The sequence below is a fragment of the Picosynechococcus sp. PCC 8807 genome, assembly GCF_001693295.1.
GTDB lineage: Bacteria > Cyanobacteriota > Cyanobacteriia > Cyanobacteriales > MRBY01 > MRBY01.
The window spans coordinates 721,390-744,298 of the sequence record NZ_CP016483.1 but is presented as its reverse complement, the minus strand read 5'-3'; the positions used below and the strand labels follow the sequence as shown (position 1 = coordinate 744,298).

Annotated in this window: 24 protein-coding genes; 15 read left to right on the top strand and 9 right to left on the bottom strand. The window is 51.3% G+C overall.

Translation table 11 applies throughout. The features are described 5' to 3' along the window. The first annotated feature begins 89 nt into the window (after nucleotides 1–89). From dnaJ to rimK, 10 genes are all read left to right on the top strand, one after another. Complete coding sequence (gene dnaJ / locus AWQ24_RS03585; RefSeq protein WP_065710208.1) at nucleotides 90–1,226, top strand: molecular chaperone DnaJ; 1,137 nt, start codon at nucleotides 90–92, stop codon at nucleotides 1,224–1,226. Continuing rightward, nucleotides 1,223–1,477, top strand: coding sequence for a sulfurtransferase TusA family protein (locus AWQ24_RS03580; RefSeq protein ID WP_062432624.1), 255 nt, complete (start codon nucleotides 1,223–1,225; stop codon nucleotides 1,475–1,477). Before dnaJ ends, AWQ24_RS03580 begins: the two co-directional genes overlap by 4 nt. Next, on the top strand, nucleotides 1,453–2,550 hold the full coding sequence (rsgA, locus tag AWQ24_RS03575) for a small ribosomal subunit biogenesis GTPase RsgA (protein ID WP_065716032.1): 1,098 nt from the start codon (nucleotides 1,453–1,455) through the stop codon (nucleotides 2,548–2,550). Before AWQ24_RS03580 ends, rsgA begins: the two co-directional genes overlap by 25 nt. A 46-nt stretch (nucleotides 2,551–2,596) precedes the next feature. Beyond that, nucleotides 2,597–3,985, top strand: coding sequence for an IctB family putative bicarbonate transporter (locus AWQ24_RS03570; protein WP_065716031.1), 1,389 nt, complete (start codon nucleotides 2,597–2,599; stop codon nucleotides 3,983–3,985). 152 nt (nucleotides 3,986–4,137) lie between these two features. Continuing rightward, nucleotides 4,138–6,348 (top strand): ATP-binding protein, encoded by a 2,211-nt coding sequence (locus AWQ24_RS03565; protein WP_065716030.1) that lies wholly within the window; start codon nucleotides 4,138–4,140, stop codon nucleotides 6,346–6,348. Between the two features lie 91 nt (nucleotides 6,349–6,439). After that, a complete protein-coding gene (locus AWQ24_RS03560; RefSeq protein WP_065716029.1) occupies nucleotides 6,440–6,961 on the top strand; it encodes a hypothetical protein in 522 nt (173 codons plus the stop codon). Nucleotides 6,962–7,043: 82 nt separating this feature from the next. After that, nucleotides 7,044–7,577: a DUF4330 domain-containing protein gene (locus AWQ24_RS03555; protein WP_062432590.1), complete on the top strand. Its 534-nt coding sequence runs from the start codon at nucleotides 7,044–7,046 to the stop codon at nucleotides 7,575–7,577. 10 nt (nucleotides 7,578–7,587) lie between these two features. Next, the gene (locus tag AWQ24_RS03550) at nucleotides 7,588–8,370 is read left to right on the top strand and encodes an ABC transporter permease (protein WP_065710202.1); all 783 of its coding nucleotides are present in this window, start codon (nucleotides 7,588–7,590) and stop codon (nucleotides 8,368–8,370) included. 44 nt (nucleotides 8,371–8,414) lie between these two features. Continuing rightward, nucleotides 8,415–8,873, top strand: a complete 459-nt coding sequence (locus tag AWQ24_RS03545) for a RimK/LysX family protein (protein ID WP_012306314.1) — start codon at nucleotides 8,415–8,417, stop codon at nucleotides 8,871–8,873. After that, a complete protein-coding gene (gene rimK / locus AWQ24_RS03540; RefSeq protein ID WP_012306313.1) occupies nucleotides 8,870–9,775 on the top strand; it encodes a 30S ribosomal protein S6--L-glutamate ligase in 906 nt (301 codons plus the stop codon). Before AWQ24_RS03545 ends, rimK begins: the two co-directional genes overlap by 4 nt. A 22-nt stretch (nucleotides 9,776–9,797) precedes the next feature. On the opposite strand, the gene AWQ24_RS03535 is transcribed toward rimK, so the two are convergent. Next, nucleotides 9,798–10,682 carry an alpha/beta hydrolase gene (locus tag AWQ24_RS03535; RefSeq protein WP_065716028.1) on the bottom strand — a complete coding sequence of 295 codons (885 nt, stop codon included), beginning with the start codon at nucleotides 10,680–10,682 and terminating at the stop codon, nucleotides 9,798–9,800. A 316-nt stretch (nucleotides 10,683–10,998) separates the two neighbouring features. Here AWQ24_RS03535 and AWQ24_RS03530 point away from each other — a divergent pair, with 316 nt between their 5' ends. Together AWQ24_RS03530 and trpE are read left to right on the top strand one after the other, a co-directional pair. Further along, nucleotides 10,999–11,427: a photosystem I reaction center subunit II PsaD gene (locus AWQ24_RS03530; RefSeq protein ID WP_012306311.1), complete on the top strand. Its 429-nt coding sequence runs from the start codon at nucleotides 10,999–11,001 to the stop codon at nucleotides 11,425–11,427. 215 nt (nucleotides 11,428–11,642) lie between these two features. Next, a complete protein-coding gene (trpE, locus tag AWQ24_RS03525) occupies nucleotides 11,643–13,163 on the top strand; it encodes an anthranilate synthase component I (protein ID WP_065717292.1) in 1,521 nt (506 codons plus the stop codon). Between the two features lie 22 nt (nucleotides 13,164–13,185). On the opposite strand, the gene AWQ24_RS03520 is transcribed toward trpE, so the two are convergent. The 6 genes from AWQ24_RS03520 to AWQ24_RS03495 form a co-directional block, all read right to left on the bottom strand. Beyond that, nucleotides 13,186–13,995 (bottom strand): MOSC domain-containing protein, encoded by an 810-nt coding sequence (locus AWQ24_RS03520; protein ID WP_065716027.1) that lies wholly within the window; start codon nucleotides 13,993–13,995, stop codon nucleotides 13,186–13,188. 3 nt (nucleotides 13,996–13,998) lie between these two features. Next, the gene (locus AWQ24_RS03515) at nucleotides 13,999–14,376 is read right to left on the bottom strand and encodes a DUF1823 family protein (protein WP_041443776.1); all 378 of its coding nucleotides are present in this window, start codon (nucleotides 14,374–14,376) and stop codon (nucleotides 13,999–14,001) included. Nucleotides 14,377–14,533: 157 nt separating this feature from the next. Next, on the bottom strand, nucleotides 14,534–15,202 hold the full coding sequence (locus tag AWQ24_RS03510; RefSeq protein ID WP_012306307.1) for a protein-L-isoaspartate(D-aspartate) O-methyltransferase: 669 nt from the start codon (nucleotides 15,200–15,202) through the stop codon (nucleotides 14,534–14,536). A gap of 69 nt (nucleotides 15,203–15,271) precedes the next feature. Then, nucleotides 15,272–16,108, bottom strand: coding sequence for a prephenate/arogenate dehydrogenase (locus AWQ24_RS03505; protein WP_065716026.1), 837 nt, complete (start codon nucleotides 16,106–16,108; stop codon nucleotides 15,272–15,274). Between the two features lie 87 nt (nucleotides 16,109–16,195). Beyond that, nucleotides 16,196–16,639: a YlqD family protein gene (locus tag AWQ24_RS03500; RefSeq protein WP_012306305.1), complete on the bottom strand. Its 444-nt coding sequence runs from the start codon at nucleotides 16,637–16,639 to the stop codon at nucleotides 16,196–16,198. 120 nt (nucleotides 16,640–16,759) lie between these two features. Further along, nucleotides 16,760–18,673, bottom strand: coding sequence for a long-chain fatty acid--CoA ligase (locus AWQ24_RS03495; protein WP_065716025.1), 1,914 nt, complete (start codon nucleotides 18,671–18,673; stop codon nucleotides 16,760–16,762). 234 nt (nucleotides 18,674–18,907) lie between these two features. Between AWQ24_RS03495 and argF the strand changes: the two genes are divergently transcribed. Next, nucleotides 18,908–19,828: an ornithine carbamoyltransferase gene (argF, locus tag AWQ24_RS03490; protein ID WP_065716024.1), complete on the top strand. Its 921-nt coding sequence runs from the start codon at nucleotides 18,908–18,910 to the stop codon at nucleotides 19,826–19,828. A gap of 14 nt (nucleotides 19,829–19,842) precedes the next feature. Here argF and AWQ24_RS03485 read toward each other — a convergent pair whose 3' ends face one another. After that, nucleotides 19,843–20,079, bottom strand: coding sequence for a hypothetical protein (locus tag AWQ24_RS03485; RefSeq protein WP_062432576.1), 237 nt, complete (start codon nucleotides 20,077–20,079; stop codon nucleotides 19,843–19,845). 163 nt (nucleotides 20,080–20,242) lie between these two features. Between AWQ24_RS03485 and msrB the strand changes: the two genes are divergently transcribed. Together msrB and pdxA are read left to right on the top strand one after the other, a co-directional pair. Then, nucleotides 20,243–20,644, top strand: a complete 402-nt coding sequence (gene msrB, locus AWQ24_RS03480; RefSeq protein ID WP_012306301.1) for a peptide-methionine (R)-S-oxide reductase MsrB — start codon at nucleotides 20,243–20,245, stop codon at nucleotides 20,642–20,644. Nucleotides 20,645–20,778: 134 nt separating this feature from the next. Next, entirely contained in the window at nucleotides 20,779–21,855 is a 1,077-nt protein-coding gene (gene pdxA / locus AWQ24_RS03475; RefSeq protein WP_065716023.1) for a 4-hydroxythreonine-4-phosphate dehydrogenase PdxA, read from the top strand. Here pdxA and AWQ24_RS03470 read toward each other — a convergent pair. Further along, nucleotides 21,785–22,837: a tocopherol cyclase family protein gene (locus AWQ24_RS03470; RefSeq protein WP_065716022.1), complete on the bottom strand. Its 1,053-nt coding sequence runs from the start codon at nucleotides 22,835–22,837 to the stop codon at nucleotides 21,785–21,787. The genes pdxA and AWQ24_RS03470 overlap by 71 nt on opposite strands. Nucleotides 22,838–22,909: the final 72 nt, after the last annotated feature.

Sequence of the window (22,909 nt, the reverse complement as noted above, 5' to 3'; positions counted from 1 at the left end):
ACATCTATTCCCCATAACACTTTTCAGGTTTTCCCAGTTCAAGTTAAGATTGGTAAAGGCTAGATTGTGCTCGTTATTAGAAAAGGTTTATGGCAGGCGACTTTTACGAAATTCTTGGTGTCTCCCGTGATTGTGGGAAAGATGAACTCAAGCGGGCTTATCGTCGTCTAGCTCGTCAATATCACCCAGATGTGAATAAAGACCCTGGGGCCGAAGAAAAATTTAAAGAAATTAACCGTGCCTACGAAGTCCTCTCGGAACCAGAAACCCGGGCCCGCTATGATCGCTTTGGTGAAGCTGGTGTCTCTGGGGCTGGTGCTGCTGGCGCTGACTATGGCGACATGGGCGGCTTTGCTGATATTTTTGAGACCATTTTCAGCGGGTTTGGTGGTATGGGCACTGGTGCCACCGGGGGCGGCCGCCGACGCAGTGGGCCGATGCGGGGCGATGATCTCCGCCTAGACCTAAAGCTCGACTTTAAAGAAGCGATTTTTGGGGGCGAAAAGGAAATCCGTATTCCCCACCTAGAGACCTGTAAAACGTGCAGTGGCTCTGGAGCAAAGGCTGGTACTTCGGCAAATACCTGCGGCACTTGTAATGGCACTGGCCAAGTGCGGCGGGCGACCCGGACCCCCTTCGGTAGTTTTGCTCAAGTTTCCGTCTGTCCGACCTGTAATGGGGAAGGGCAAGTGATCGCCGAGAAGTGTGAATCCTGTGGTGGTGCTGGTCGCAAACAAGAAACGAAAAAGCTCAAAATCACGATTCCTGCCGGGGTTGATAGTGGCACACGACTGCGGGTATCGCGGGAAGGTGATGCTGGCGTTAAAGGTGGCCCCCCTGGGGATCTTTACGTTTACCTAGCCGTCAATGCGGATAAAGAGTTTCGTCGCGACGGTACTAATATCCTCTCGGAAATTGAAATTAGCTATCTCCAGGCAATTCTTGGGGATACGGTAAAGGTTAAAACCGTTGATGGTACAGAAGATTTGACGATTCCGGCTGGTTTACAGCCCAATAAAGTGCTTACGTTGGAAGGAAAAGGGGTGCCTAAACTGGGTAATCCAGTGAGCCGTGGTGATCATCTAATCACGGTAAAAGTCGTGATTCCAACGAAAGTAAGTCGAGAAGAAAAAGAACTGTTGCACCAACTGGCGAAATTAAAGGGAACCGAACACAGCAAAGGTGGTTTTGAAGGGTTATTGGGGAACCTATTCCATAACAAATGAGCAATCCGCAAGCATTAGAGGCAGACGCACGGTTAGATTTACGGGGGACTCCCTGCCCGATTAATTTTGTGCGCACAAAGTTACAACTCAAGAAAATGGCCGCCAATACCTTGCTCGAAGTGTGGCTCGATGCGGGGGAACCCATGGAGCAAGTGCCCGATAGTTTGACGATGGAAGGGTATTTGGTAGAAAAGGCGATCGCCCAACCGGAGGGCCACTACGTATTATGGGTACGTTGTCCGGCGACATGAGTGGTGGCTTAGTCCCAGAGAACTACCAGGGAACCGTAACGGCGGTTCAGGCAAACTTTTACCATGTGCAACTCCAAGCTGGGGCAGGACATTTGCTCTGTACAAGGCGAGCCCGCTTAAAAAAAATTGGTCAACGGGTCATGGTGGGAGACCAGGTCATCGTTGAAGAAGTTGATTTTCAAGATAGACGGGGAGCGATCGCCCAGGTTTTATCCCGCCGCACCGTTTTAGATCGACCCCCTGTAGCCAATGCCGACCAACTCTTACTGGTGTTTGCCCTAGCGGAACCATCCCTTGATCCCTGGCAACTGAGTCGCTTCTTAATCAAAGCAGAATCAACGGGGTTGCCGTTATTATTGGGTCTCAATAAACAAGATTTACTCTCTAAAAAAGAACAACATACCTGGGCTGAACGCTTACAGGAATGGGGCTATCGGGCTGTCTTTTTTAGTGTGCTCCAGGATGCTGGCATTGCCGCCCTAGAAGCCAGTCTTAAGGATAAAATCACCGTGGTGGCTGGGCCTTCGGGGGTGGGAAAATCAAGTCTGATCAACCGCTTAATTCCCCAGGTAGAGCTACGGGTGGGCGAAGTTTCAGGCAAATTGCAGCGGGGACGACACACCACCCGCCATGTGGAATTATTTCCGCTGCCCCAGGGGGGACTTTTGGCTGATAGTCCTGGGTTTAATCAGCCAGATTGGTCGGTGCTGCCCCAGGCGTTGGGGGGATATTTCCCAGAGATTCGTGCCCAACTCAAACAAGAAAATTGCCAGTTTAAGGATTGCCTACACCTGCAGGAACCCAACTGCGCGGTGGGACGGGATTGGGAACGCTATGAGATCTATGAAAAATTTCTCGAAGAGGCGATCGCCTACCGTGAAGCCCAGCAGCAGCAACGGGATGAAGAAGATCACCTCAAGATCAAAATTACAGCGGCGGGCAAACAAATCCACGAACCGAAACTAGCGACCAAAAAATATCGACGGACTTCCCGGCGGGAACGGCACCAAAATTTAAAAGATCTATACGAAAAGCAATCCCTCGATGAGTTGTATGGGAACGACGACGGCTAAATCTCTTTTACAATGAACAGTTACACAATACTGAGGTTGATGGTTCATGGCGGCAGTGTGGCAGCAGATTCTCTTTTTGCGCTTTCCCTTTGAGCCTTGGTTACGGGCCAGTGTCAGTTACCGGGTGTTTGGACTTTTGCAGGGCTGGCGGGGCGGCAGTTGGCTATTGCAGTGGGCAGAACCCCTGGGGGCAATGATTCTCTGTGTATTGTTGGTGGCAGCGCCCTTTGTCTCGACAACCTTAATCGGATTTTTGCTGTTGGCCTGTGCGGGTTATTGGATTTTGCTAAGTTTGTCTGATCTGCCCCTGGGACAAGTGACAGGAATTCATCTTTTGGTTGCGCTATATGGGGGCATCGCGGCGATCGCCACGGTCTTGTCGCCAGTTAAGGGGGCGGCCCTGTCTGGGTTGGTGCAGTTGTTGCTATATCTGATTTTCTTTGCGTTTTGTGCGCGGGTCTTGCGATCGCCCAAAATTCTCGCGGCGGTCATTTGGGTGTATTTAATGGTGTCCCTGGTGGTGAGCGGCTACGGCATTCGTCAGGAATTTTTTGGGGTAGAACAGTTGGCCACCTGGAATGATCCCTTGTCGGAGTTTGCCAACGATACTAGGGTTTACAGTTACCTCGGCAACCCGAATCTTTTGGCGGGTTATCTCCTGGGGGCGATCGCCTTTAGTGGTGTAGCGATGCTGATTTGGCGCACCAAGATCCAGAAAACTTTAGCAGCGGTCATGTTTGTAACCAATGCAGCTTGCCTATTTTTTACCGATAGTCGGGGGGGCTGGCTGGCGATGGTGGGAGCGGCCGTTGTGGGGGGATTATTACTCTACAGTTGGTATGGCGATCGCCTCAGTCCTTTTTGGCGTAAATGGTTGCTGCCCTTGTGTTTCGGCTTTGGGGCGGGGTTACTACTCATTGCGGTATTGGGCGTTGATGCCATTCGCCTACGGTTGCTGAGTATTTTTTCCTGGCGGGGCGATAGTAGTAATAATTTCCGGATTAATGTGTGGTTGGCGGTGCTGCGGATGATTGGCGATCGCCCCCTGCTGGGGATTGGGCCAGGCCATGATGCCTTTAATGCGGTGTACCCCCAGTATATGGAAAGTCGTTTTTCGGCCCTGAGTGCCTATTCAATTTTTCTGGAGACCGCTGTGGAAACTGGTTTACTGGGTTTGACCACATTTGTGTGGCTGCTGATCAATATCTTTAGCCAAGCTTTACAAAGCCTTAAAGACTTTCAGTCCCAGCATAAAATAGAAGGACTATGGTTAGTTGGGGCGATCGCCGCGATGACAGGACTGTTGATCCAGGGCCTCTTTGATACCGTTTGGTATCGTCCCCAGGTCAATACCCTCTGGTGGTTGATGGTGGGCATTATTGCCGCCCAGATCCCCCCGTGCCAACCCACTGGAAGAGACAACCCCAGCCCTTAATCTCGATTATTTTTCTGGCTGAGCTACCGGGGAACTTTTTGTCCCGTGGTTTCAGCGTGCGGCCTGAAATTTTGATCTGCATCTGCTCTTTGGAGAGGAGCGGTCTGATTTTTCTTCCCATTATCTCCTGCCCTGAGGTTTGCAATTTTGTCATGATTTTAGTCGGTGAGCACCAAGCCCATTTCCTTGAATTTTTCCTGGAGACCCTCCGGGGTATTGCCGCAGTGCAGGTTGCCCCCAGCGCCGCCCATCTGTCGGCTTTGGCGATCGCCAATCATCCAGAACTGATCATTGTGAACCTCGATTTTGTGTCCCGTCCGGAGCGCAAACTGTTTGCCCAGCTCAAAAGTGATCTGCACAGCCGCGATATCCCCCTGATTATTACCACCACGGATATCCATGCCCAAACCCGGGCCGAAGCTTTCTCGTTTGGGGCCGATGATGTGTTGCTATTGCCCTGCACCAGCACCGAATTACAAAAACGTGTCCAACAACAACTTAACCACAAACATCTCCAAGCCCTGTGGTCAAACCAAACCGAGCAACTGCAACGGACAATCACCCGCCAAAGAATTCTTCGCGTCGTGATCAATCGGATTCGTCGTACCCTCAACCTCAACGAAATTTTTCAGAGCACGACTAAAGAAATCCATGATGCCCTGCATTGTGACCGGGTGGTGATCTACAAGTTTAACCCCGACTGGAGTGGTCACTTTGTGGCTGAGGCCATGTCTCCCCAATGGCGATCGCTGATGAATGACGCCAGTGCGCGACAGCGTGAACTCCTAAAATATTCCGCAGTGCGTGATGACCGTTGTATTGTCAAAGTTTTTGAAAGTGAGCTACCGGGCTGGGTAGAAGATACCTATCTCCAGGAAACCCAGGGGGGCATTTATCGCCAAGGCAATACCTACCGGGCGGTCCATGATATTTACAAAGCCGGGTTTCCTCCCTGCTACATCGAGCTCCTCGAAAACTTCCAAGCCAAAGCCTATATCACCCTACCGATTTTTCTAGGCGATCGCCTTTGGGGACTCCTCGGCATCTACCAAAACAACGCCCCCCGCACCTGGCTTACCGAGGAAATCGAAATGCTGCGGCAGATCGCCACCCAACTGGGTGTGGCCCTCCAACAGGCCAAACTCCTAGAAACCCTACAGGCAGCCAAGGAAGAAGCAGAAAAGGCAAACCAAGCAAAAAGTCAATTTTTGGCCAATATGAGCCATGAACTCCGCACACCCCTCAGCGCTATTTTGGGGTTTACGGAGCTACTCACGGGGGATACTAACCTCACTGCCGATCAACTCGAATCCCTCGACATCATTACCCAGAGTGCCCAGCACCTGCTGAACCTGATCAACGATATTCTCTCCCTCTCAAAAATTGAGGCCGGGGAGACCAGCGTCCTTCGAGAAGCCTTTAATCTCGTTGAAGCTCTCAATGTTATCTACGATTTTGTTGTCCTTGCGGCGAAACAAAAGCAACTAGAACTGATCTTTGAGCGTGATGCCAATGTACCGGAGGTGATTTACCTCGATGAAAAAAAGCTCAAGCAAGTCTTAATCAATCTCTTGAGTAATGCCATTAAATTTACTGAGGTGGGTCGCGTTACCCTCAAAATTACCTATGATGCCCACCAACAGAACTTACACTTTGCCGTAATTGATACGGGGCCTGGCATCCCAGAACATGAGCAGAACAAATTATTTCAGGTTTTTCAGCAAACCAGCACAGGAATCCGTTCACGCCAAGGCACAGGCCTGGGTCTCGCCATCAGTCAGCAGTTGGTACAGCTCATGGGGGGAGAGATCCAGGTAACAACGGCAGAAAATCAGGGTAGTTGCTTTTGGTTTGAGCTCTCCCTCGCTTCGCCAGAAAAAGATCAAGCAGACATTTCAATTCAGGCTTTTGGAGAACACACGGGGCGATCGCCCAAAATTTTGCTCCTCAAGGATCAAGTCGAGCAGCGGGAATTACTCTGTCAGCGACTGGCCAGGGCTGGTATCGAAACCCAGGCGATCGCCATGGAAGCAATCTCCAATCACCCATGGCAACAATGGACACCAGACCTAATTTTGGTTGACCTGAAACTGGCCTCCGTCGATGGTGCGGAGATCTTGAGCAATATCCAACAACAGCTCCAAACAGTCCCCCTAACCGAAGACCCAAAACTCATCGTGATTACCGCCGATATCTTTCAAAATCAGCAAGATGAGCATTCGCGGTTAGCTTGTGATGACATTATTTATCACCCGGTCTCTTTGGAGGAACTTCTAGGTAAGGTTGCCCATCATTTAGAGCAACATAGGGGAATCTTGAATCCCGTTGATGCCCACCCAAAATCACAAACCTCCCCGTCCTAAATCCAGTTCGTTATGCTGAAGTTACCAGCGATTACCTTGTTTTAATCCCCTTGGCCTAAAGGCTACTAATCTTTAAATTTTGTCACCGCCGATGGCTTCTACTTCCCCGAAAAAACAACCGCCTCGCCTGATCACCTTTAAACAACTCATTAAAACCCACCATGGTCGCGCTTATTTCCTGGGTGGTAGTTGCTTGGCGATGTTAACCCTCACAAGTGTGGGCTTCGCAACCCTGGTCAATCCTCGGGTGCCGATTCCGGTGGTGGATAGTCTTTTGGGACAATTGCCAGCCCAGACAGCGGCGCGGGTTTTGGAGGAAACGGAATCCCCATCATCCCAAAAGGTCAGTGGTGCGGACGCCCCTCCGGCAACAACAACGCCGCCACCCGCCGAGACTAATGCTCAGACGAATTCCTCTGGGGGAGAACCGTCCGTGTTACCCCTCTGGATTTATGGAGTCATTGTGCTTTGTGCTTTGGTGGGGCCTTCTCTATTTACCTATGCCCTTTACCGACTCTATCAACAGTCCAGACGACGGCCTCAAATACAGAGACAAGCCTCTCCGGAAGTTGGGCGATCGCCGCTGCCGATGTCCCCTTCCCAAGACGGTTAAGGGCGAATTTATCGGGGGACGGCGGCCACCTCCCCTATAATGTGGAGGGTTAAAAAAACTTTTAGTGTATTTCCACAAACATATGGCTCTGTTGGATTCAAAAGGGCGTCTTTTCGGCAAAGTGAGCATCCTCGATCTGGGGGCGCTTCTGATCATTCTCGGCGTAATTTTTGGTATTTTTTTCCTCCCCGGTCGTTCGGGTTCCGTGGCCCAAATTGGGTCAGCCATGGAAGCGATCGAGGTGGAAGTCCTGGTGCGGGGCCTGAGTGTGAAGTCCCCAGAGACCTTTGTGGCAGAATTTCAAGGGTCTGAAACTACCTCCATCGTGATCCGCAATCAACCCTTTGCCAATGTCGGCATTAAGTCCATTGAGCTTTTACCCCGGACAACCCCTGTGCCCCAGCCGGACGGCTCTGTTTTACCGTTGAATGATCCCCGTCCTGAGGTGCAGAATATTGGGGATTTTCGGATTGTGTTAACCAGCGAAGCCCAGAAAACAGATAATGGCTATGTTTTTGGCAACAACAAGGTCAAAATTGGCCATACCCTGCGCCTTGAGGGGTTTAATTACGATTTCAATGGCAGCGTGATTGATATCCGGGCAGTGGAGAAATAGGCTCGACTCCATGGGCAAGTATTGGCGCATTTTAGGACTGTTTTGGAGTACGGCGATCGCCGCTGAATTGGAGTATCGTTTAAATTTTTTTATTGCGGCCCTCAGTAGTGTGGGGAATTTGGCGGGCAGCCTGTTCAGCCTCTTTTTGTTTTACCGCACGGGATATCAATTTTCCGGTTGGACTTGGCAAGAGGCGATGCTGGTGGTGGGCATGTTTACCCTCTTGCAGGGGGTGGCCAATACCTTCTTTTCGCCGAATCTCAACCGGATCGTGCAACAGGTACAGGAAGGCACCCTCGATTTTGTGCTGCTCAAGCCCATCAGTAGTCAATTTTGGCTCTCGGCGCGGATGATTTCCCCCTGGGGCTTGCCTGACTTGGTTTTAGGACTGGGAATTTTGATCTACATCGGGCTGCAGTTGGGTCTGTCACCGCTCAATTATGTGTTGAGCCTGATTCCCATCGGGTTTGGGATGTTGATCCTCTACAGCCTCTGGTTTATGTTGGGGGCAACGAGTATCTGGTTTGTGAAAATTTATAATGTCACCGAGGTGCTGCGGGGCTTCCTTGAGGCCGGACGTTACCCGATTGTGGCCTATCCGGGAGTCTTTCGTTTTTTCTTTACCTTCATTGTCCCCATTGTTTTTTTAACGACCATTCCTGCGGAAACCATGTTGGGGCGATCGCCTTTGGGGTGGATTGCTGGTGCCGGTTGTTTGGGCCTGCTGCTGCTGTTATTGTCTAATGTGGTGTGGCGGTTTGCCCTACGGTTTTATACCAGTGCTTCTAGCTGAAGCCTTAGCAAGAATTTAAACTTTGTCTCCTAGACTGCCGTTGTATGAAAAGAAAACCCATCCTATCGACCATTGGTTGGCGAGAATGTGTGGCGCTCCCGGATTTTCAGATCCCCGTGATTCGCGCCAAAATTGACACCGGTGCTGGCTCCTCTTCGATCCATGCCACCCGCATTCACTATTTTCACCAAGGCGATCGCGAGATGGTTCGTTTCCAAATTCACCCCCACCAGCACAATATCCATGACACCGTTACCATAGAAGCCCCTTTGGTCGAACACCGCAGCATCAAAAGTTCCAATGGCCAAAAGCAACTGCGGCCCGTCATCGAAACCCATGTTCAACTAGGCGAACACCGTTGGCTCATTGAACTCAATCTCACCAATCGCTCCTTAATGGGTTATCGGATGCTCCTTGGACGCCAGGCCCTGCGCAAACGATTCCTCGTTGATGTGAGCAAATCTTTTCTCCAAAGCCAACCGGATCATCCCCACCAACCATGAAAATTGCCATTCTCTCCCAAGATCCAAAACTCTATTCCACCCGTCGTCTCCGGGAAGCCGCCGAAAATCGCCACCACGACGTCCAGGTGATTAATTTCATGCGCTGCTACATGAACATCACCTCCCATCAACCCTTTGTCATTTACCAGGGGCAGCGGTTAGAAAATTTTGACGCGATTATTCCTCGCATTGGAGCATCGGCCACTTTTTACGGTACGGCGGTGGTGCGTCAGTTTGAAGTGATGGGAGGGTTTAGTGCCAATACATCCCAGGCGATTTCTCGGTCCCGCGATAAACTGCGATCGCTGCAAATTTTAGCCCGCAAAGGCATTGGACTCCCGGTGACAGGTTTTGCCCACGCGACCCAGGACATTGATGGCCTCATCGAAACCGTGGGTGGTGCTCCTGTCGTCATTAAACTTTTAGAAGGCACCCAGGGCATTGGTGTGGTGCTCGCGGAAACTCACCAGGCCGCCAAATCCGTGATCGAAGCCTTTCGGGGGTTGGATGCCAACATTTTGGTGCAAGAATACATCGCCGAAGCCAAGGGTACAGATATCCGCTGTTTTGTGGTGGGCGAGAAAGTCGTGGCGGCAATGAAGCGCCAGGGAGCAGAGGGAGAATTTCGGTCTAATTTGCACCGGGGCGGCAAAGCGGACAAAGTTCGACTCACCCCCGAAGAGCGCAGTACCGCTGTCCGGGCCGCTAAAGCGATGGGATTGCGGGTTGCTGGGGTGGATTTGTTGCGTTCAAACCACGGGCCTCTGGTGATGGAAATTAACTCTTCACCGGGATTAGAAGGCATCGAAAAAACCACCGGGGTTGATGTGGCCGGAAAAATTATTGAATATCTCGAAAAGAATGCCGCTCCTGGGAAAACCACCGATCGCATCCAGTATTAGAGGTCAGATTTTTGCCCACGGGCTAGAAGAAAAGCTGCAAAATTGTCTCAAGGCGATCGCCCCAGGTAAGTTCATCGTGGCGACCAAGGGGATCTTCAAGGGTAAAAAGATTCACATTTTCTTGGTATTGGAACTCTTCGATTAAAAGCGATCGCATTTCTTGGCCCCGTAATCTCGCCCGTGCCTCCTGGTGCTGGGCATCAGCCATTAAACCCCAGTCTAGGTAAATTTTGGGGCGCAGTTCAGGGTTGCTCAAAACGGGAGTCGCGGCAAAAACCAACGCCGAATTTTCAAGGGATATTTTAAAAGCTCCATCTAAACCATTTATGGACATGGGGTTTGCCTCCAGCCCCAGCCAAAAAGAGGGGGATAAAGCGGCCACTTGGGGAAACTGGCGGGGGTGCTGGGTAGCCGTGTAAAAAGCAGCCAACCCGCCTTGGGCAGCACCGACGATGAGCGTTTGATCGGTTTGGGTGCGGTATTGCTCATCGATAAAGGGTTTCAGTCCTTTGGCAAGATAACGGCTGTAATCAGCTAAACCACCACCTTGATCCGGGATGTGGGAATATTCGTAGCCATGATCATTGGGGCAAATGGCTACGACAATCAGTTTTTGCAATTGCTCCCGTAGATACAGCCGACTCAAGCGCTCTGCCACCTGCCAACATTGACCAAAATTCCCATCGGGGAAAAAAATATGGTCGCCATCGTTGCAGTAAAGTACGGGCAGGCGATCGCCAGTTACTTCATAATCTCGTGGTAAAAAGACATGAATTTTGCGGGGTTGATCAAAATGCGCCCCAAAACCCTTGAGTTGCAACTGATCATAGGTATGGAAAAAACCGCCCCAATGGCCCTGATCATGGAACCAAGCCCGTTGTCCACCTTTGTAAAATTCTTCTGCCATAGATGTTTTTTAACCTGCTGGGTTCAACCCATCCCCTAACCCAAAAATTCCAAAAACAACGGATGCTCACCTTCTACTAAGCCTAGGTTTTGCAGTGGAAAAAAGGGGATTTTCTCGCATTCTAGTGGCTTTTGCCAGAAACTTTTGCCCCTAGGGCCATTCCCACCAAAACAGTCCCTAAAGGATGATAAATTTGCCTGTCTGCTTCCCTTACAAATAGAAAATAACTGTTACAGTTCTTGACACTTGATCTATGGCGTAGGGGTCTGGTGATAGCATTTGCGAAACACCCTTTATTTAATAAAGATTTTTGAGCATGTCTAACGAGCTTACTGGAAAAACACCGAAATTCGGTGGCAGCACGGGTGGTCTACTCGCCGCTGCTGAACGGGAGGAAAAATACGCCATCACCTGGTCTAGCGCAAAAGAGCAGGTTTTTGAACTGCCCACCGGTGGTGCAGCGGTCATGAACGAAGGCGATAACCTCATGTACTTTGCCCGCAAGGAACAGTGCCTTGCCCTCGGGACTCAGCTGAAAACACAATTTAAGCCCAAGATTACCGACTATAAGATTTACCGTGTCTTCCCCTCCGGCGAAACTCAGTTCCTCTATCCTCTCGATGGTGTACCTTCTGAGAAGGTAAACGAAGGTCGCGAATACAAAGGGAAAGTTGACCGCAATATCGGGAGCAACCCCGAACCGGCAACCCTGAAGTTTTCTGGTGTGGCCCCCTACGAAGCCTAGATTTTTACCACAACAGTTCGGGCGGAAGTTGACAGTTTTAGTTTGAGTTATGAAGGCTTTCTTGGTGGCGGCGATTAGCCCAGACCGATGAAGAAAGTCTGTTATGATGAAAAGCTGAACAAAAGGCTTCCGCTTCTTTGTGTCTAGCTCTATTTTTACTTTTATCTACCGTCCCAGCGGCCCTCCATGTGCCCCAGGCGACCGACGCATTTCCTATGATTTTTCCTGATTTCGAGCAGTTTCGGCATCTCAGTCAACAGGGTAATTTTATTCCGGTCTATCAGGAGTGGGTGGCGGATCTCGAAACGCCAGTGTCGGCTTGGTACAAGGTTTGTGCAGATCAACCCTACAATTTTCTGTTGGAGTCCGTTGAGGGGGGCGAAAATATTGGTCGCTATAGTTTCCTCGGTTGCGATCCGGTTTGGGTCTTAGAAAATAAAGGCGATCGCACCACGCAAAAATTTCGTGATGGGGCCGTCCAAGAATTTAGCGGCAATCCCTTTGATGTGTTGGCCCAATGTCTCGCCAGCATTAAGCCTGTCCAACTGCCGGAATTACCACCGGGGATTGGTGGTCTATTTGGGATGTGGGGCTATGAGTTGATGCGCTGGATCGAGCCACGGGTGCCAGTGTACGAACGCCAAGAAGGGGATCTGCCCGATGGCCTCTGGATGCAAATTGATAGCTTGATTATTTTTGACCAAGTTAAACGCAAGATTTGGGTCATCACCTATGCTGACCTGCGGGATCCGGCGGTGCCCCTAGAAGAAGCCTACCTAAATGCCTGCGATCGCGTGACGAAATTAGTCCTCAAGCTCAAGTTGCCTTTGCCCGTTGCCGCCAAACCCTTAGAATGGCTCGCCAACCCAGACGGGGAAGCCCTCAAGTACGAAAGCAACACTTCCCAAGCACAGTTTTGCCAGAACGTCGCCAAGGCAAAGGAATACATTAAGGCCGGAGATATTTTTCAGGTGGTGCTGTCCCAGCGGCTCCAGACGAGCTACGAAGGCCATCCCTTTGATCTCTACCGTTCCCTGCGCCTGATTAACCCTTCCCCCTACATGTCTTTTTACAATTTTGGAGATTGGCAACTCATCGGTTCTAGCCCAGAGATTATGGTCAAAGCCGAGCAAACGCCAGACGGAAAACTCCAGGCGATGCTCCGACCGATTGCGGGCACTCGACGCCGGGGGAAAACCCAAGCTGAGGATTTAGCGTTAGAAAAAGACCTCTTGGCCGACCCTAAGGAAATCGCTGAACACGTGATGCTTGTGGATTTGGGCCGCAATGACCTCGGTCGCGTCTGCGAAAAAGGCACGGTCACAGTCGGGGATCTGATGATCATCGAACGCTATTCCCACGTGATGCACATCGTGAGTAATGTGATGGGAGATTTAGCCCCCGACCAATCGGCTTGGAATCTCCTCCAGGCTTGTTTTCCCGCCGGGACGGTCAGCGGTGCACCGAAAATTCGCGCTTTAGAAATTATCAACGAACTGGAACCCGAACGGCGCGGCCCCTACTCTGGCGTCTACGGTTACTACGATTTTGAAGGCCAACTGAATACGGCGATTACGATCCGGAGCATGATCGTGCGATCGCAGGGGAATCAGCACCAGGTCTTTGTCCAGGCGGGCGCGGGCATCGTCGCAGACTCCGAGCCGGAACGGGAATACCAAGAAACCCTTGATAAGGCCAGGGGGATGTTGGAAGCGATTCGCTGCCTTCAGGTTTAATGACGTCTGGGGACAGGGAATTTTAAAACATCGTTGAATCCAGGATTACAGCATCTCCCACTGAAATCTTGCCGGAGCTTGTGGGCATGAGGTTAATGCCAAAAAGAATGCCTTTGGCAGTGCGTCGAAAAGTGCCCAGAGTGCGGAGGGGTTCTTGAGTTGGGTGGCGATCGCCTGTGGTTTGATTTGTTGTAATCACAATGCAACGTTCGCAGGGTTTGGCGGTGACAAAGGTCGTGCCACCAATGTCCACAGTCTGCCAATGATCTTCCGCAAAGGGTTGTGCTGTCTCAACCACTAGGTTAGGACGAAACTGATTTATCGAAACGGCTGCCCCTAATTTTTCTTCCAGCAGCTTTAAAGAAGCAGTATTGGTGAGGAGCACCGGATAACCATCGGCAAAACTGACATTTTGGGTCTCCCATAGGGCATATTTTGGGTTAACGGGCCGGGGATGGTCGGGGGATTGGCGCACAAGACGGCAGGGGGTTTGTAGCACCTCCGAAAACCAAGCGGCAGCTTCAGGGCCTTGGTCAAGGGCTTGGGTCTGGTTGCGCCAGATTGTCACGGGTTTGAGGGAGCCTACGGTTTTGGGAGACAGTTTCAGGGGCGAAAAATCATCAAAAGTTAAGGTGAGATTATCCTCTATCATGTGGGGCTTAACCCTGGCCAGTTGGGGATATTGCCGTTGACTGAGAAATTTCCCGTCGGCATCAACAATCATCCATTGGCGATCGCCTTGAAAACCCTGGGTCAAAACCTCCACAGTCTCCAGAGAAATCCCGCCGCAGGACTTCACCGGATAAATCCATAAAGCCGTCACCCGTGCCACTCGCTAAACCTCTAACAAATCGTGTTGGGCCATATAGCTAAGGAGCCAACTGGCCATGGTCGCCCGCCGCGTCAGGCGCGGAATCAGTTGATCAACTGTGTAGCCCTTAAAGCCCATTTTTTCCTTGAGCAGAGCCTTATAGGGTTTGGGGATCGAGCGGGTCAGTTGCACCGTGGGGGGACGTTCCTCAATGAACTTAGGTGGTTCTGGATATTTTTCGGCCCAGGCTGGATCAACTTGGTCAAGATTCCAGCATTTTTGAGTTTCATCGTAACGGTAGCCGAGGTAATGCCAGACCAACTGATGGAGCGTTTCATCCTCAAGGCGATCGTCAATGATTTGCTGAATAGTGTCCGTTGTTAGGGGAGGCAAAGTCACGATAACAGAAAGAAAAAGTGTAGAGAAAGCTGGTTCAATTTTAGGCGATCGCCTCCACAAAATATGTGGCCGTTGCGCCGGATTCCCAAACCGTCTAGGTCACTCTCCAGGAAGTCTCGATGCGAGCAATAGAGATGGGACAATTCCTATCCAAATTTACTCAAAATCCGTAGCTGTGACCCTGGAGTGGCACAAACCGCACAGCGATCGCCTTTTCCATTTCCAAGTCAGTGCTGGTTTTGTGGAGGACTTCAAGGCGTTGGCCGACGGTGCCCACAGGTATTACCAGGTGACCGCCCACGGCCAATTGTTGCAGTAACGGTTGGGGCCGATGGTCTGGGGCCGCCGTAACAAGGATCGCGTCGTAGGGAGCAAATTCTGACCAGCCCTGGTAACCGTCACCAATCTTGTAGTGAATATTCTGATAGCCCAATGCTTCGAGGCGATCGCGGGCTTGCCGGGCTAATTCGGGCACAACTTCAACGGTAAAAACTTCCTGGGCAATTTCGGCGAGGATCGCCGCTTGATAACCGCACCCCGTACCAATTTCTAAAACTTTGCTGCTGGGCGTCAGGTGGGCCGCCTCGGTCATGTAGGCGACGATATAGGGCTGGGAAATAGTTTGGCCATAGCCGATGGTAAGGGGTTGATCGGCGTAGGCGAGATTTTGGAGAGAATCAGGCACAAAGCGATGCCGGGGCACTTGCTGGAGCGCGGCTAAGACGGCTGGATCGTTCACGCCCCTGGCGATAATTTGCTGCTTAACCATCCGCTGACGTAAAGCAACGGTGGGATCGGCACAGAAATCATTGGTGGGTGGAAGATCCATGGTCGCTGGCGAGGATCATTTCAGTATGAATCCTTCGACTTCCTCCTACCTCCATTGTACTCCTGGAATCTAGAGAAAGTCGGGCCGCTGTCGTTGGGTCGCTGTGAGGAATTGGGCGATTGCCTCCCAGTTTTCTGTTTCAAGATCTGCAATGACTTGATCTAACTGCTGCCGATAATGGGTGAGGGATTTTAACAACGCCTGTTGATTCCCCTGGGCCATCATCAACCCCAATTCTGGATTGCCACCGCCGACACGACTGGTATCCCGAAAGCCAGAACTCGCCAAGGCTTTAGCCATTTGTAGCACTTCCGGATTTATTTCCGATCCACAGGCCGCGATCAGACTCGCACTAACATAAACGGGTAAATGGGAAATCCAGGCCACCGCTTGATCGTGAATCTCCGGGGCGCAGCAGTAAAAACGACTCTGGAGCAGCGTGATTAAGTCCTTGAGGATTTTCACCGCATCAGGGGAAGTTTCATCGGTCGGCGTTAAAACGTAGGGTGCGTTGATAAACAATCCGGGGAGCGCGGCGTCAATACCCTGTTCGGCTGTGCCCGCCATGGGATGTCCCCCGACAAAGTTGGGCCACAGCGGGGCGATCGCCTGGACAATTTCCCCCTTCACCGAGGCCACATCGGTCAAAATCGCCGTGGATTTGAGGTGGGGAATAAGAGTTTGGGCCGTGGGCAAAATCGCTTTGATCGGCGTGCAGAGAAACACCACATCCGCATCCTTGAGAAGAGAAAAATCTGTGCTGGCTTGGTCGACAATTCCCTTCCTCAAGGCCGTTTCACAGGTTGTATTTTTCCGGGAAACACCCAATACTTCTAAGCCTTTTTCCCGAAAGGCGATCGCCAAAGATCCACCGATTAAACCCAGCCCGACAATGCCAATTTTCATGAATTTTTTCCCCATTAAAAATCCCCCGCACCGCAAGTGTGATCGGGGGAGCCGAACCCTGTCACGCGACAGCAATCACAAAAAAATTTAGAGGTCGCCGCGAATTTCTTCAACAACACCATCCCGGACCACAAGTTCAACATTCAGCTTGCGCACCAGATTATCGCCCACTTTCACTTCAAAGAAACTCTCCATCTGACCCTGGAGAAACTCTTGATCTAATTCTAAGTTTTGTACCTGTTGGAGCTGCTGGAGCACTTGGTTTTTCTTCTCAAGGAGTTCCCGCTTTTTTTGGTTAACCTGGAGTTGAATATTTTCCATTTGTTGAGCGACCTGGGGGGTATTGCCCTGTTGTTGAAGTTCACTAATGGTGCGATTTCCTTGGACATCCAGTTGTTGTAATTGACCATCAAAAGTCGCTATTTGTCCCTGGAGTTGCTGCTGTACTTCCTCTTTCCAGCGGGGGGTCACGATGACCTTCAGATTAATTGGGCGTTTGAGGGTAACAGTAGGCACTTGGTTTCCGTCCATGTGAATGTTTTCCTAGAGAAATGTAACTCGGTTTTGTTAAATCAGTGGGCTAAAGGTGCCCTATCTGCAAAATATTTTCAGGGTAGCATCAATACCCGAAGATTCCGCCATTCGGATCGCTTAATCTTTGTCGTAAAGGGAAGCAATTAAGGCCGCATATTTCTCTGCCACCACTGGCCGCTTTACCTTTAGCGTCTGGGTCATCAGGCCATTCTCAATGGAAAAAGGCTCTAGAATCAACGCAAAATCACTAATGCGGTCATCCACCCGATAGCCAGGCCGATTTTTAATTTCTCGATTCAGCTCCTGTTTAAATAAATTCAAGACTGGCTTACTGTACAAATCCGTTTGGGGCAGTTGTTCTGAAGGGGTGCCAAGATCTGGCAATTGCAAACCGAGGCCACCCTGGGACACCCACTGGCCGAGGGCTTCGAGGTTCGGCACAATTAAAGCACCGAGGGATTTTTGATCCTGGCCCACCAGCATAATTTGATCGATGTAGGGGCTGCGGGCGCAGGCATCTTCGATGGGTTGGGGTTCGATGTTTTCGCCGTTGGTGAGGACAATAGTATCTTTTGCCCGCCCAGTTAAAACGAGATCCCCTTGGGGCGTCACCCAGCCGAGGTCGCCACTGTCAAACCAACCTTCGGGGTCAATGGCCTTGGCGGTGGCTTCGGGTTTGCGGTAGTAGCCCTGCATCACCTGGGGGCCACGGATTAAAACCAGTCCCTTTTGGCCTTGGGAGAGGGTTTGTCGCGTTTCAGGATCAACAATGCGAATTTCGGTGCCCTTGAGGGCGGGGCCAGCGGAGCCACGCACATTGCGTTCTGGCCGACGGGCATTGGTCACTGGGGAGGTTTCAGTGAGGCCATAACCCACAAGGATATTGATCCCCACGATTTCAAAGAAGGTGTCGATGTGTTGGGCGAGGGAGCCGCCGCCGCTGATTACGTAGCGAATTTTGCCGCCAGTGGCCCCCCGAATTTTTTCGTAAACGAGTTTGTTGCCGAGGAGGTGAAAAGGATAAAGGGCGATCGCCTTTGCTCTAGCCATTAACCGCGTCAGGGAAGAAACATGGAAATGCTCCAGGCTGAGGTTGTTGGCGATACGCTGGGCCAGGACATAATTTTGGGAGCAGGTGAGGAAAAAGTTCACCAGCTTTTGTTTTTTGGCGGGTTGTTCCCGGAGATTTTTCTGCACTCCTTCGTAAATCGATTCCCAAATGCGCGGCACCGCAACCATGTAACCGGGCTTGTAGGTTTGGAGATCTTTTTTGATGTTGCGGATATTCGTATAAATTTGGGTGCAGCCCTGGGACAGGAGGAAATATTCAGCAGCCCGTTCATAGGAATGCCAGGTGGGGAGAATGCTGAGGGTGACATCGCCAGGATTCGGTTGAATCACCTGGTCGAGGTTGCGCACTTGGTAGAGGACATTGCCGTGGGAAAGCATCACCCCTTTGGGTTTGCCCGTCGTCCCAGAAGTGTAGATCAAGGTCATCAAATCTTGGGGCGATCGCCCAGGCATCGTCAGGGATTCTTGGCTGCCGAGGGTCATCAGTTGGGAAAAGTTAAAAATCGGGAGTTCCGTTTCTGGCACTTCTTCGTCGGTGAGGAAAATGACGGCCCTAGGTTGGAGATTTGTAATTTCTGGATTGAGGCGTTCAAAGGTTTTGCGGTCTTCGACGATGAGAAATCGACTTTCGCTGTCAGTATAGATGTAGAGCAGTTCTTGTTTTTCTGCCTGGGATGAGCGCACCGCATTCACGGCCCCCGCCGCAATACTACCCTGATCGGCGATGAACCAACGGGGGCTATTATCCGCAATCAGGGCGACTTTTTCCTGGGGTTGGAGGCCGAGGGCCTGGAGGCCAGCCCCAAATTGCTGAATCCCTTGCCAGAGCTGATGATAGGTCAGTTTGAATTCTGGTTTTTGGTGGGGATCATAGAGGGCAACAATGTCGGCATAACGCTCGGCGGCGATCGCCCAAATTTCTGATAAAGATTGGATCTGGTCGTAGGGAGCAGTGCTCATGGCAATTCCATTTAAAAGCGCAAAAAACAAGCCGAAATCATGGCTACAATCCTACTTTAAAACCAGATTTCACCCATCTCCCCAAAAGTAGACAGTTTTTCAAGTGTCACCCCCTTGGGATCGCCATCAACATTTCCTGACGAAGACCAGTGGCGATCGCCCTTGCAAGCTTTTGTGGAATCTGGAGGGGAGCTTATAATGATTTTTTTGCCACGGTAAGGAGCCGAAAACAGGATGAATGCACTCAAGGGTCGGGATCTTCTGAGCATTGCAGATCTCAGCAGCACAGAAATTATTGACCTGCTAAACCTGGCGGCAGATCTCAAACAGGGAAAAATCGCCCCCACCTGCCCCAAAACCCTCGGCCTGTTATTTTACAAAGCCTCTACCCGCACCAGAGTATCCTTTAGCGTGGCTATGTATCAACTGGGTGGCAATGTCATTGACCTGAACCCAAACCGCACCCAAGTGGGTCGCGGCGAGCCCATCGAGGACACCGCCAGGGTTTTAGACCGCTACCTCGATATTTTGGCGATTCGTACCTTCGATCAACAGGATCTCGAAACCTTCGCCGACTACTGTGAAATGCCGATTATCAACGCCCTCACAGATCTAGAACACCCCTGTCAGATGTTGGCGGATCTGCAAACGATGCAGGAAACCTTTGGCCAACTGGAAGGCCTCACCATGACCTATGTGGGTGATGGCAATAATGTCGCCCACTCGATCCTCCTCGGTGGCGCGTTAGTTGGCATGAATATTCGCATCGCTACCCCCAAAGATTACGAACCTAGCCCGAAAATTGTCGCCCAGGCCCAGGCCATTGCGGGCGATCGCAGTCAAATTTTAATTACCCATGATCCCAAGGAAGCCGCCGAAGGCTGCCACGCCATCTACACCGATGTGTGGGCCAGTATGGGCCAAGAAGACCTCGCCAACAGTCGCATACCCATTTTCCAATCCTACCAAGTTAACGCCGAACTCATGGCCCTTGCCGATAAAGAGGCGATCGCTCTCCACTGTTTGCCCGCCCATCGGGGCGAAGAAATTACCGCCGACGTGATGGAAGGCCCCCAAGCCAAAATTTGGGATCAAGCCGAAAACCGGATGCACGCCCAAAAAGCGCTGATGGCCAGTCTCCTTGGCATTGTCTAATTCTAATTACGGATCTAGCGGAGGGTGATTTGTAGCTGGAGATTGCTCATGCCCCACATCGCAAAAAATTTCCGCGATAGCTCTAGGCTGGCTTCGGTCATATCACCATCGGGAGCAACCAGCCCTCCCTCTAGGTAGCGACCCCCGTCCGTAACCAGATCAAGCCGTTGTTGATCGTTTTCGATCGGAGTTAAGACTAACTTCCCTCGCGCCAGAGTTTGACCGGCACGACTAATAATGGCACATCGCATCTTTTGGCGCTCTCCTTGAACTTGAATAAAAAAACCTTGTTGAGTATAGCCGAAAGCCCCGACCCCACAACATCCATTGGGGGATTTCTCACCTGTTTTCCCCTAGTCGATCTTGTTACGATACAAAGCAGTGCAACCCCACTTTTGGAGACAAAACACCACCATGACCGACAAAGTTGTCAAAACTGACGCCGAATGGCAAGCGCAACTTTCCCCAGAGGCCTACAAAGTTACCCGCAAACATGGCACCGAGCGGGCCTTTACGGGTGAATATCACGATTTTAAGGGGGAAGGCACCTACAATTGTGTGTGCTGCGGTGCGCCCCTGTTTACCTCGGAGACGAAGTTTAATTCGGGTACTGGCTGGCCGAGCTATTGGCAACCGGTGAATGATCAGGCGATCGCCGAAAAAAATGACTTTAGTTTCTTTATGAAACGGACAGAAGTGCTCTGCGCGAAATGTGATGCCCACCTGGGTCATGTATTTAACGATGGCCCCCCTCCCACGGGCTTGCGCTACTGTATCAATTCCGTGGCCCTGAAGTTTGAACCGAAGGCTGAGTAACACCCCTCTAACTCCCCTCCAGGGGAGAAGACCTCCGGCGGTACCTCCCTCTAGGGACATGCACCCTCCGCCTTCGGCACCTCCCTCTAGGGAGGATTTTTTTGTTATGACGTATTCGTTGATGATCCTCCCCTATGAAAACTCGCCTCGCTTTGACTATTGGTGATCCGGCCGGGATTGGCCCAGAGGTACTTTTAAAAGCTCTGGCGGATCCAGAAATTAGAGCGCTTTGTTCGATGACGGTCATTGGCGATCGCCCCTTGCTCGAAAAAACCTATCAGCACCTCAAAACTCGGACGGAATCTGATCTCCTTGATCCCAGTGAGTTAGAGATTGTCGAACCGAGTGGCAATGAATCTCTGAGAAATTTCACCTGGGGGGAAGGTTCGGCAGAAACAGGCGATCTCGCTTTCTGGTACCTCGACACGGCGATTGAAAAAACCCTGGGGGGAGAATTTTCGGGCATTGTCACCGCCCCCATTGCTAAATCCCTCTGGAAAGCAGCGGGCCACGACTACCCTGGCCAAACGGAGGTTCTCGCCCAAAAGAGCCAAACCACCCGCTATGGCATGGCTTTTATTGGCAAATCGCCCTATACGGGCTGGACATTGCGGAGCCTGCTAGCGACGACCCACATTCCCCTAAAAGCGGTGCCGGAAACCTTGAATCCAGGGCTGATGGATTTGAAACTTAGTCTTCTTTTGGAGTCGCTCCAGCAGGATTTTGGGTTAGAAAATCCCCAGGTGGCGATCGCCGGCTTAAATCCCCACAGTGGCGAAAATGGTCAATTGGGCACTGAAGAAATGGACTGGTTAGACGATTGGCTCCAGAGAGTACGACAACAATATCCGAAGGCTAATTTATCGGGGCTTTATCCCCCCGATACGATGTGGGTGAATGCGGGCAAAGCTTGGTATGGCAAACCAGAATTCAAACCCGCCGCCGATGCGTATCTGGCCCTTTATCACGACCAAGGGCTAATCCCAGTGAAACTGATGGCCTTTGACTACGCGATCAATACCACCATCGGTTTACCCTTTATTCGGACTTCCCCCGACCACGGCACCGCCTTTGATATTGCTGGTCAGGGCATTGCCAATCCCACCAGCATGAAAGAAGCGATTAAACTAGCCACAAACATTAGCCAAAATCGCGCCGCCACCACTGTCCCCCCACTTCTACCCCCCCCAGATCGCTCGTTGCTTGGATGAGGGGCGTTTTGTCCGGGGCGAATAGTTCGAGGGACATTTGGCCTCGCAGAGTATCCTGGCAACAAAACCGTAGGCCCGTGTGGGTCGGTGCTCGCAGGGGTTGTCCCGGTAGGTCGGTTTTCCCGCTGAGGTGAACCGTAAACCCTTGGCGATCGCCTGCGGTCATTTCCCACGTTCCCCAGGGCGAAAACTGCCAAGTAAGATTGCTTGTCCAGGGGGCAAATTCATAGAATTTTCCGTGGTGGTGAATGCCAATTAAACCCACTTCCTCTTCCCTCGCTAAAATTTGACGAATGCCACCAGCGGCAGTGAGGGCGAGATCTTTTTCTTCTTTGAAAGCATTGCAATTGAGCCAAAACCAAGCCTTTGGAAAGGATTTGCCCCAATTTTTTTCGCTATAGGCCGGGGCATCTCTGAATTCATAGCGTTTGCCCTGCCATTCGATCCAACCCGTACTCAACCCATGGGCGAGTAAAACTTGCCAACCGGGATCGTAAATGGGCAAAAAAGAATACCAATTGGCGGTCGGCTTAGCGGGCCTTCCCCAACCGTAGACCGGCTTTGTTTCGTAGTGCCAGTGGCAAATTTCTCCGCTGGCTGGATCGATAATACGGCCTTGGTTGAGGGTTGCCGTTGCCTGGTAGCCTTCGTGAATTTTCTCTTGGAAAACCCTGGGGGCGAGGGGTTGGGGTTTTAAATTGGGGGGGCAATGTCGCCAATGGCCCAGGGCGAGGCGTTGATGATCGGCCCAAAAATTTTCGACGTTTGGTAAGGTGCGCCAGAGATATTCATCCTGGAGGCCCAGAACTTGCACGGCACCACCACTATGGGGGCGATCGCCAAGGGGATCTTCGATGGAATACATGAAGGCAAAATTATCACCCAACTCCGGCAAGGTGACACGAAAGTACCAACCTTCAAAGAAACGGGGGGTGTGGTGATCCCAGTGGTAGCCACTGTGGGGTGGTTCACAAAAATTCATATAAAAAGGCGGTGATGGGCTTAAATCTAAAAACGATCTTAAAAAAAATTGCTTTTCGAGGTTCAGACGGGG

Bases quoted from the DNA above. Each gene is read 5' to 3' on its own strand.
- AWQ24_RS03570 (WP_065716031.1), top strand. From the start codon at position 2,597: ATGGCGGCAGTGTGGCAGCAGATTCTCTTTTTGCGCTTTCCCTTTGAG.
- msrB (WP_012306301.1), top strand. From the start codon at position 20,243: ATGACCGACAAAGTTGTCAAAACTGACGCCGAATGGCAAGCGCAACTT.
- trpE (WP_065717292.1), top strand. From the start codon at position 11,643: ATGATTTTTCCTGATTTCGAGCAGTTTCGGCATCTCAGTCAACAGGGT.
- AWQ24_RS03555 (WP_062432590.1), top strand. From the start codon at position 7,044: ATGGCTCTGTTGGATTCAAAAGGGCGTCTTTTCGGCAAAGTGAGCATC.
- AWQ24_RS03550 (WP_065710202.1), top strand. From the start codon at position 7,588: ATGGGCAAGTATTGGCGCATTTTAGGACTGTTTTGGAGTACGGCGATC.
- argF (WP_065716024.1), top strand. From the start codon at position 18,908: ATGAATGCACTCAAGGGTCGGGATCTTCTGAGCATTGCAGATCTCAGC.
- AWQ24_RS03545 (WP_012306314.1), top strand. From the start codon at position 8,415: ATGAAAAGAAAACCCATCCTATCGACCATTGGTTGGCGAGAATGTGTG.
- AWQ24_RS03530 (WP_012306311.1), top strand. From the start codon at position 10,999: ATGTCTAACGAGCTTACTGGAAAAACACCGAAATTCGGTGGCAGCACG.
- AWQ24_RS03510 (WP_012306307.1), bottom strand. From the start codon at position 15,202: ATGGATCTTCCACCCACCAATGATTTCTGTGCCGATCCCACCGTTGCT.
- pdxA (WP_065716023.1), top strand. From the start codon at position 20,779: ATGAAAACTCGCCTCGCTTTGACTATTGGTGATCCGGCCGGGATTGGC.
- AWQ24_RS03470 (WP_065716022.1), bottom strand. From the start codon at position 22,837: ATGAATTTTTGTGAACCACCCCACAGTGGCTACCACTGGGATCACCAC.
- AWQ24_RS03500 (WP_012306305.1), bottom strand. From the start codon at position 16,639: ATGGACGGAAACCAAGTGCCTACTGTTACCCTCAAACGCCCAATTAAT.
- AWQ24_RS03580 (WP_062432624.1), top strand. From the start codon at position 1,223: ATGAGCAATCCGCAAGCATTAGAGGCAGACGCACGGTTAGATTTACGG.
- rimK (WP_012306313.1), top strand. From the start codon at position 8,870: ATGAAAATTGCCATTCTCTCCCAAGATCCAAAACTCTATTCCACCCGT.
- AWQ24_RS03505 (WP_065716026.1), bottom strand. From the start codon at position 16,108: ATGAAAATTGGCATTGTCGGGCTGGGTTTAATCGGTGGATCTTTGGCG.
- AWQ24_RS03535 (WP_065716028.1), bottom strand. From the start codon at position 10,682: ATGGCAGAAGAATTTTACAAAGGTGGACAACGGGCTTGGTTCCATGAT.
- rsgA (WP_065716032.1), top strand. From the start codon at position 1,453: ATGGGTACGTTGTCCGGCGACATGAGTGGTGGCTTAGTCCCAGAGAAC.
- AWQ24_RS03560 (WP_065716029.1), top strand. From the start codon at position 6,440: ATGGCTTCTACTTCCCCGAAAAAACAACCGCCTCGCCTGATCACCTTT.
- AWQ24_RS03495 (WP_065716025.1), bottom strand. From the start codon at position 18,673: ATGAGCACTGCTCCCTACGACCAGATCCAATCTTTATCAGAAATTTGG.
- dnaJ (WP_065710208.1), top strand. From the start codon at position 90: ATGGCAGGCGACTTTTACGAAATTCTTGGTGTCTCCCGTGATTGTGGG.
- AWQ24_RS03565 (WP_065716030.1), top strand. From the start codon at position 4,138: ATGATTTTAGTCGGTGAGCACCAAGCCCATTTCCTTGAATTTTTCCTG.
- AWQ24_RS03485 (WP_062432576.1), bottom strand. From the start codon at position 20,079: ATGCGATGTGCCATTATTAGTCGTGCCGGTCAAACTCTGGCGCGAGGG.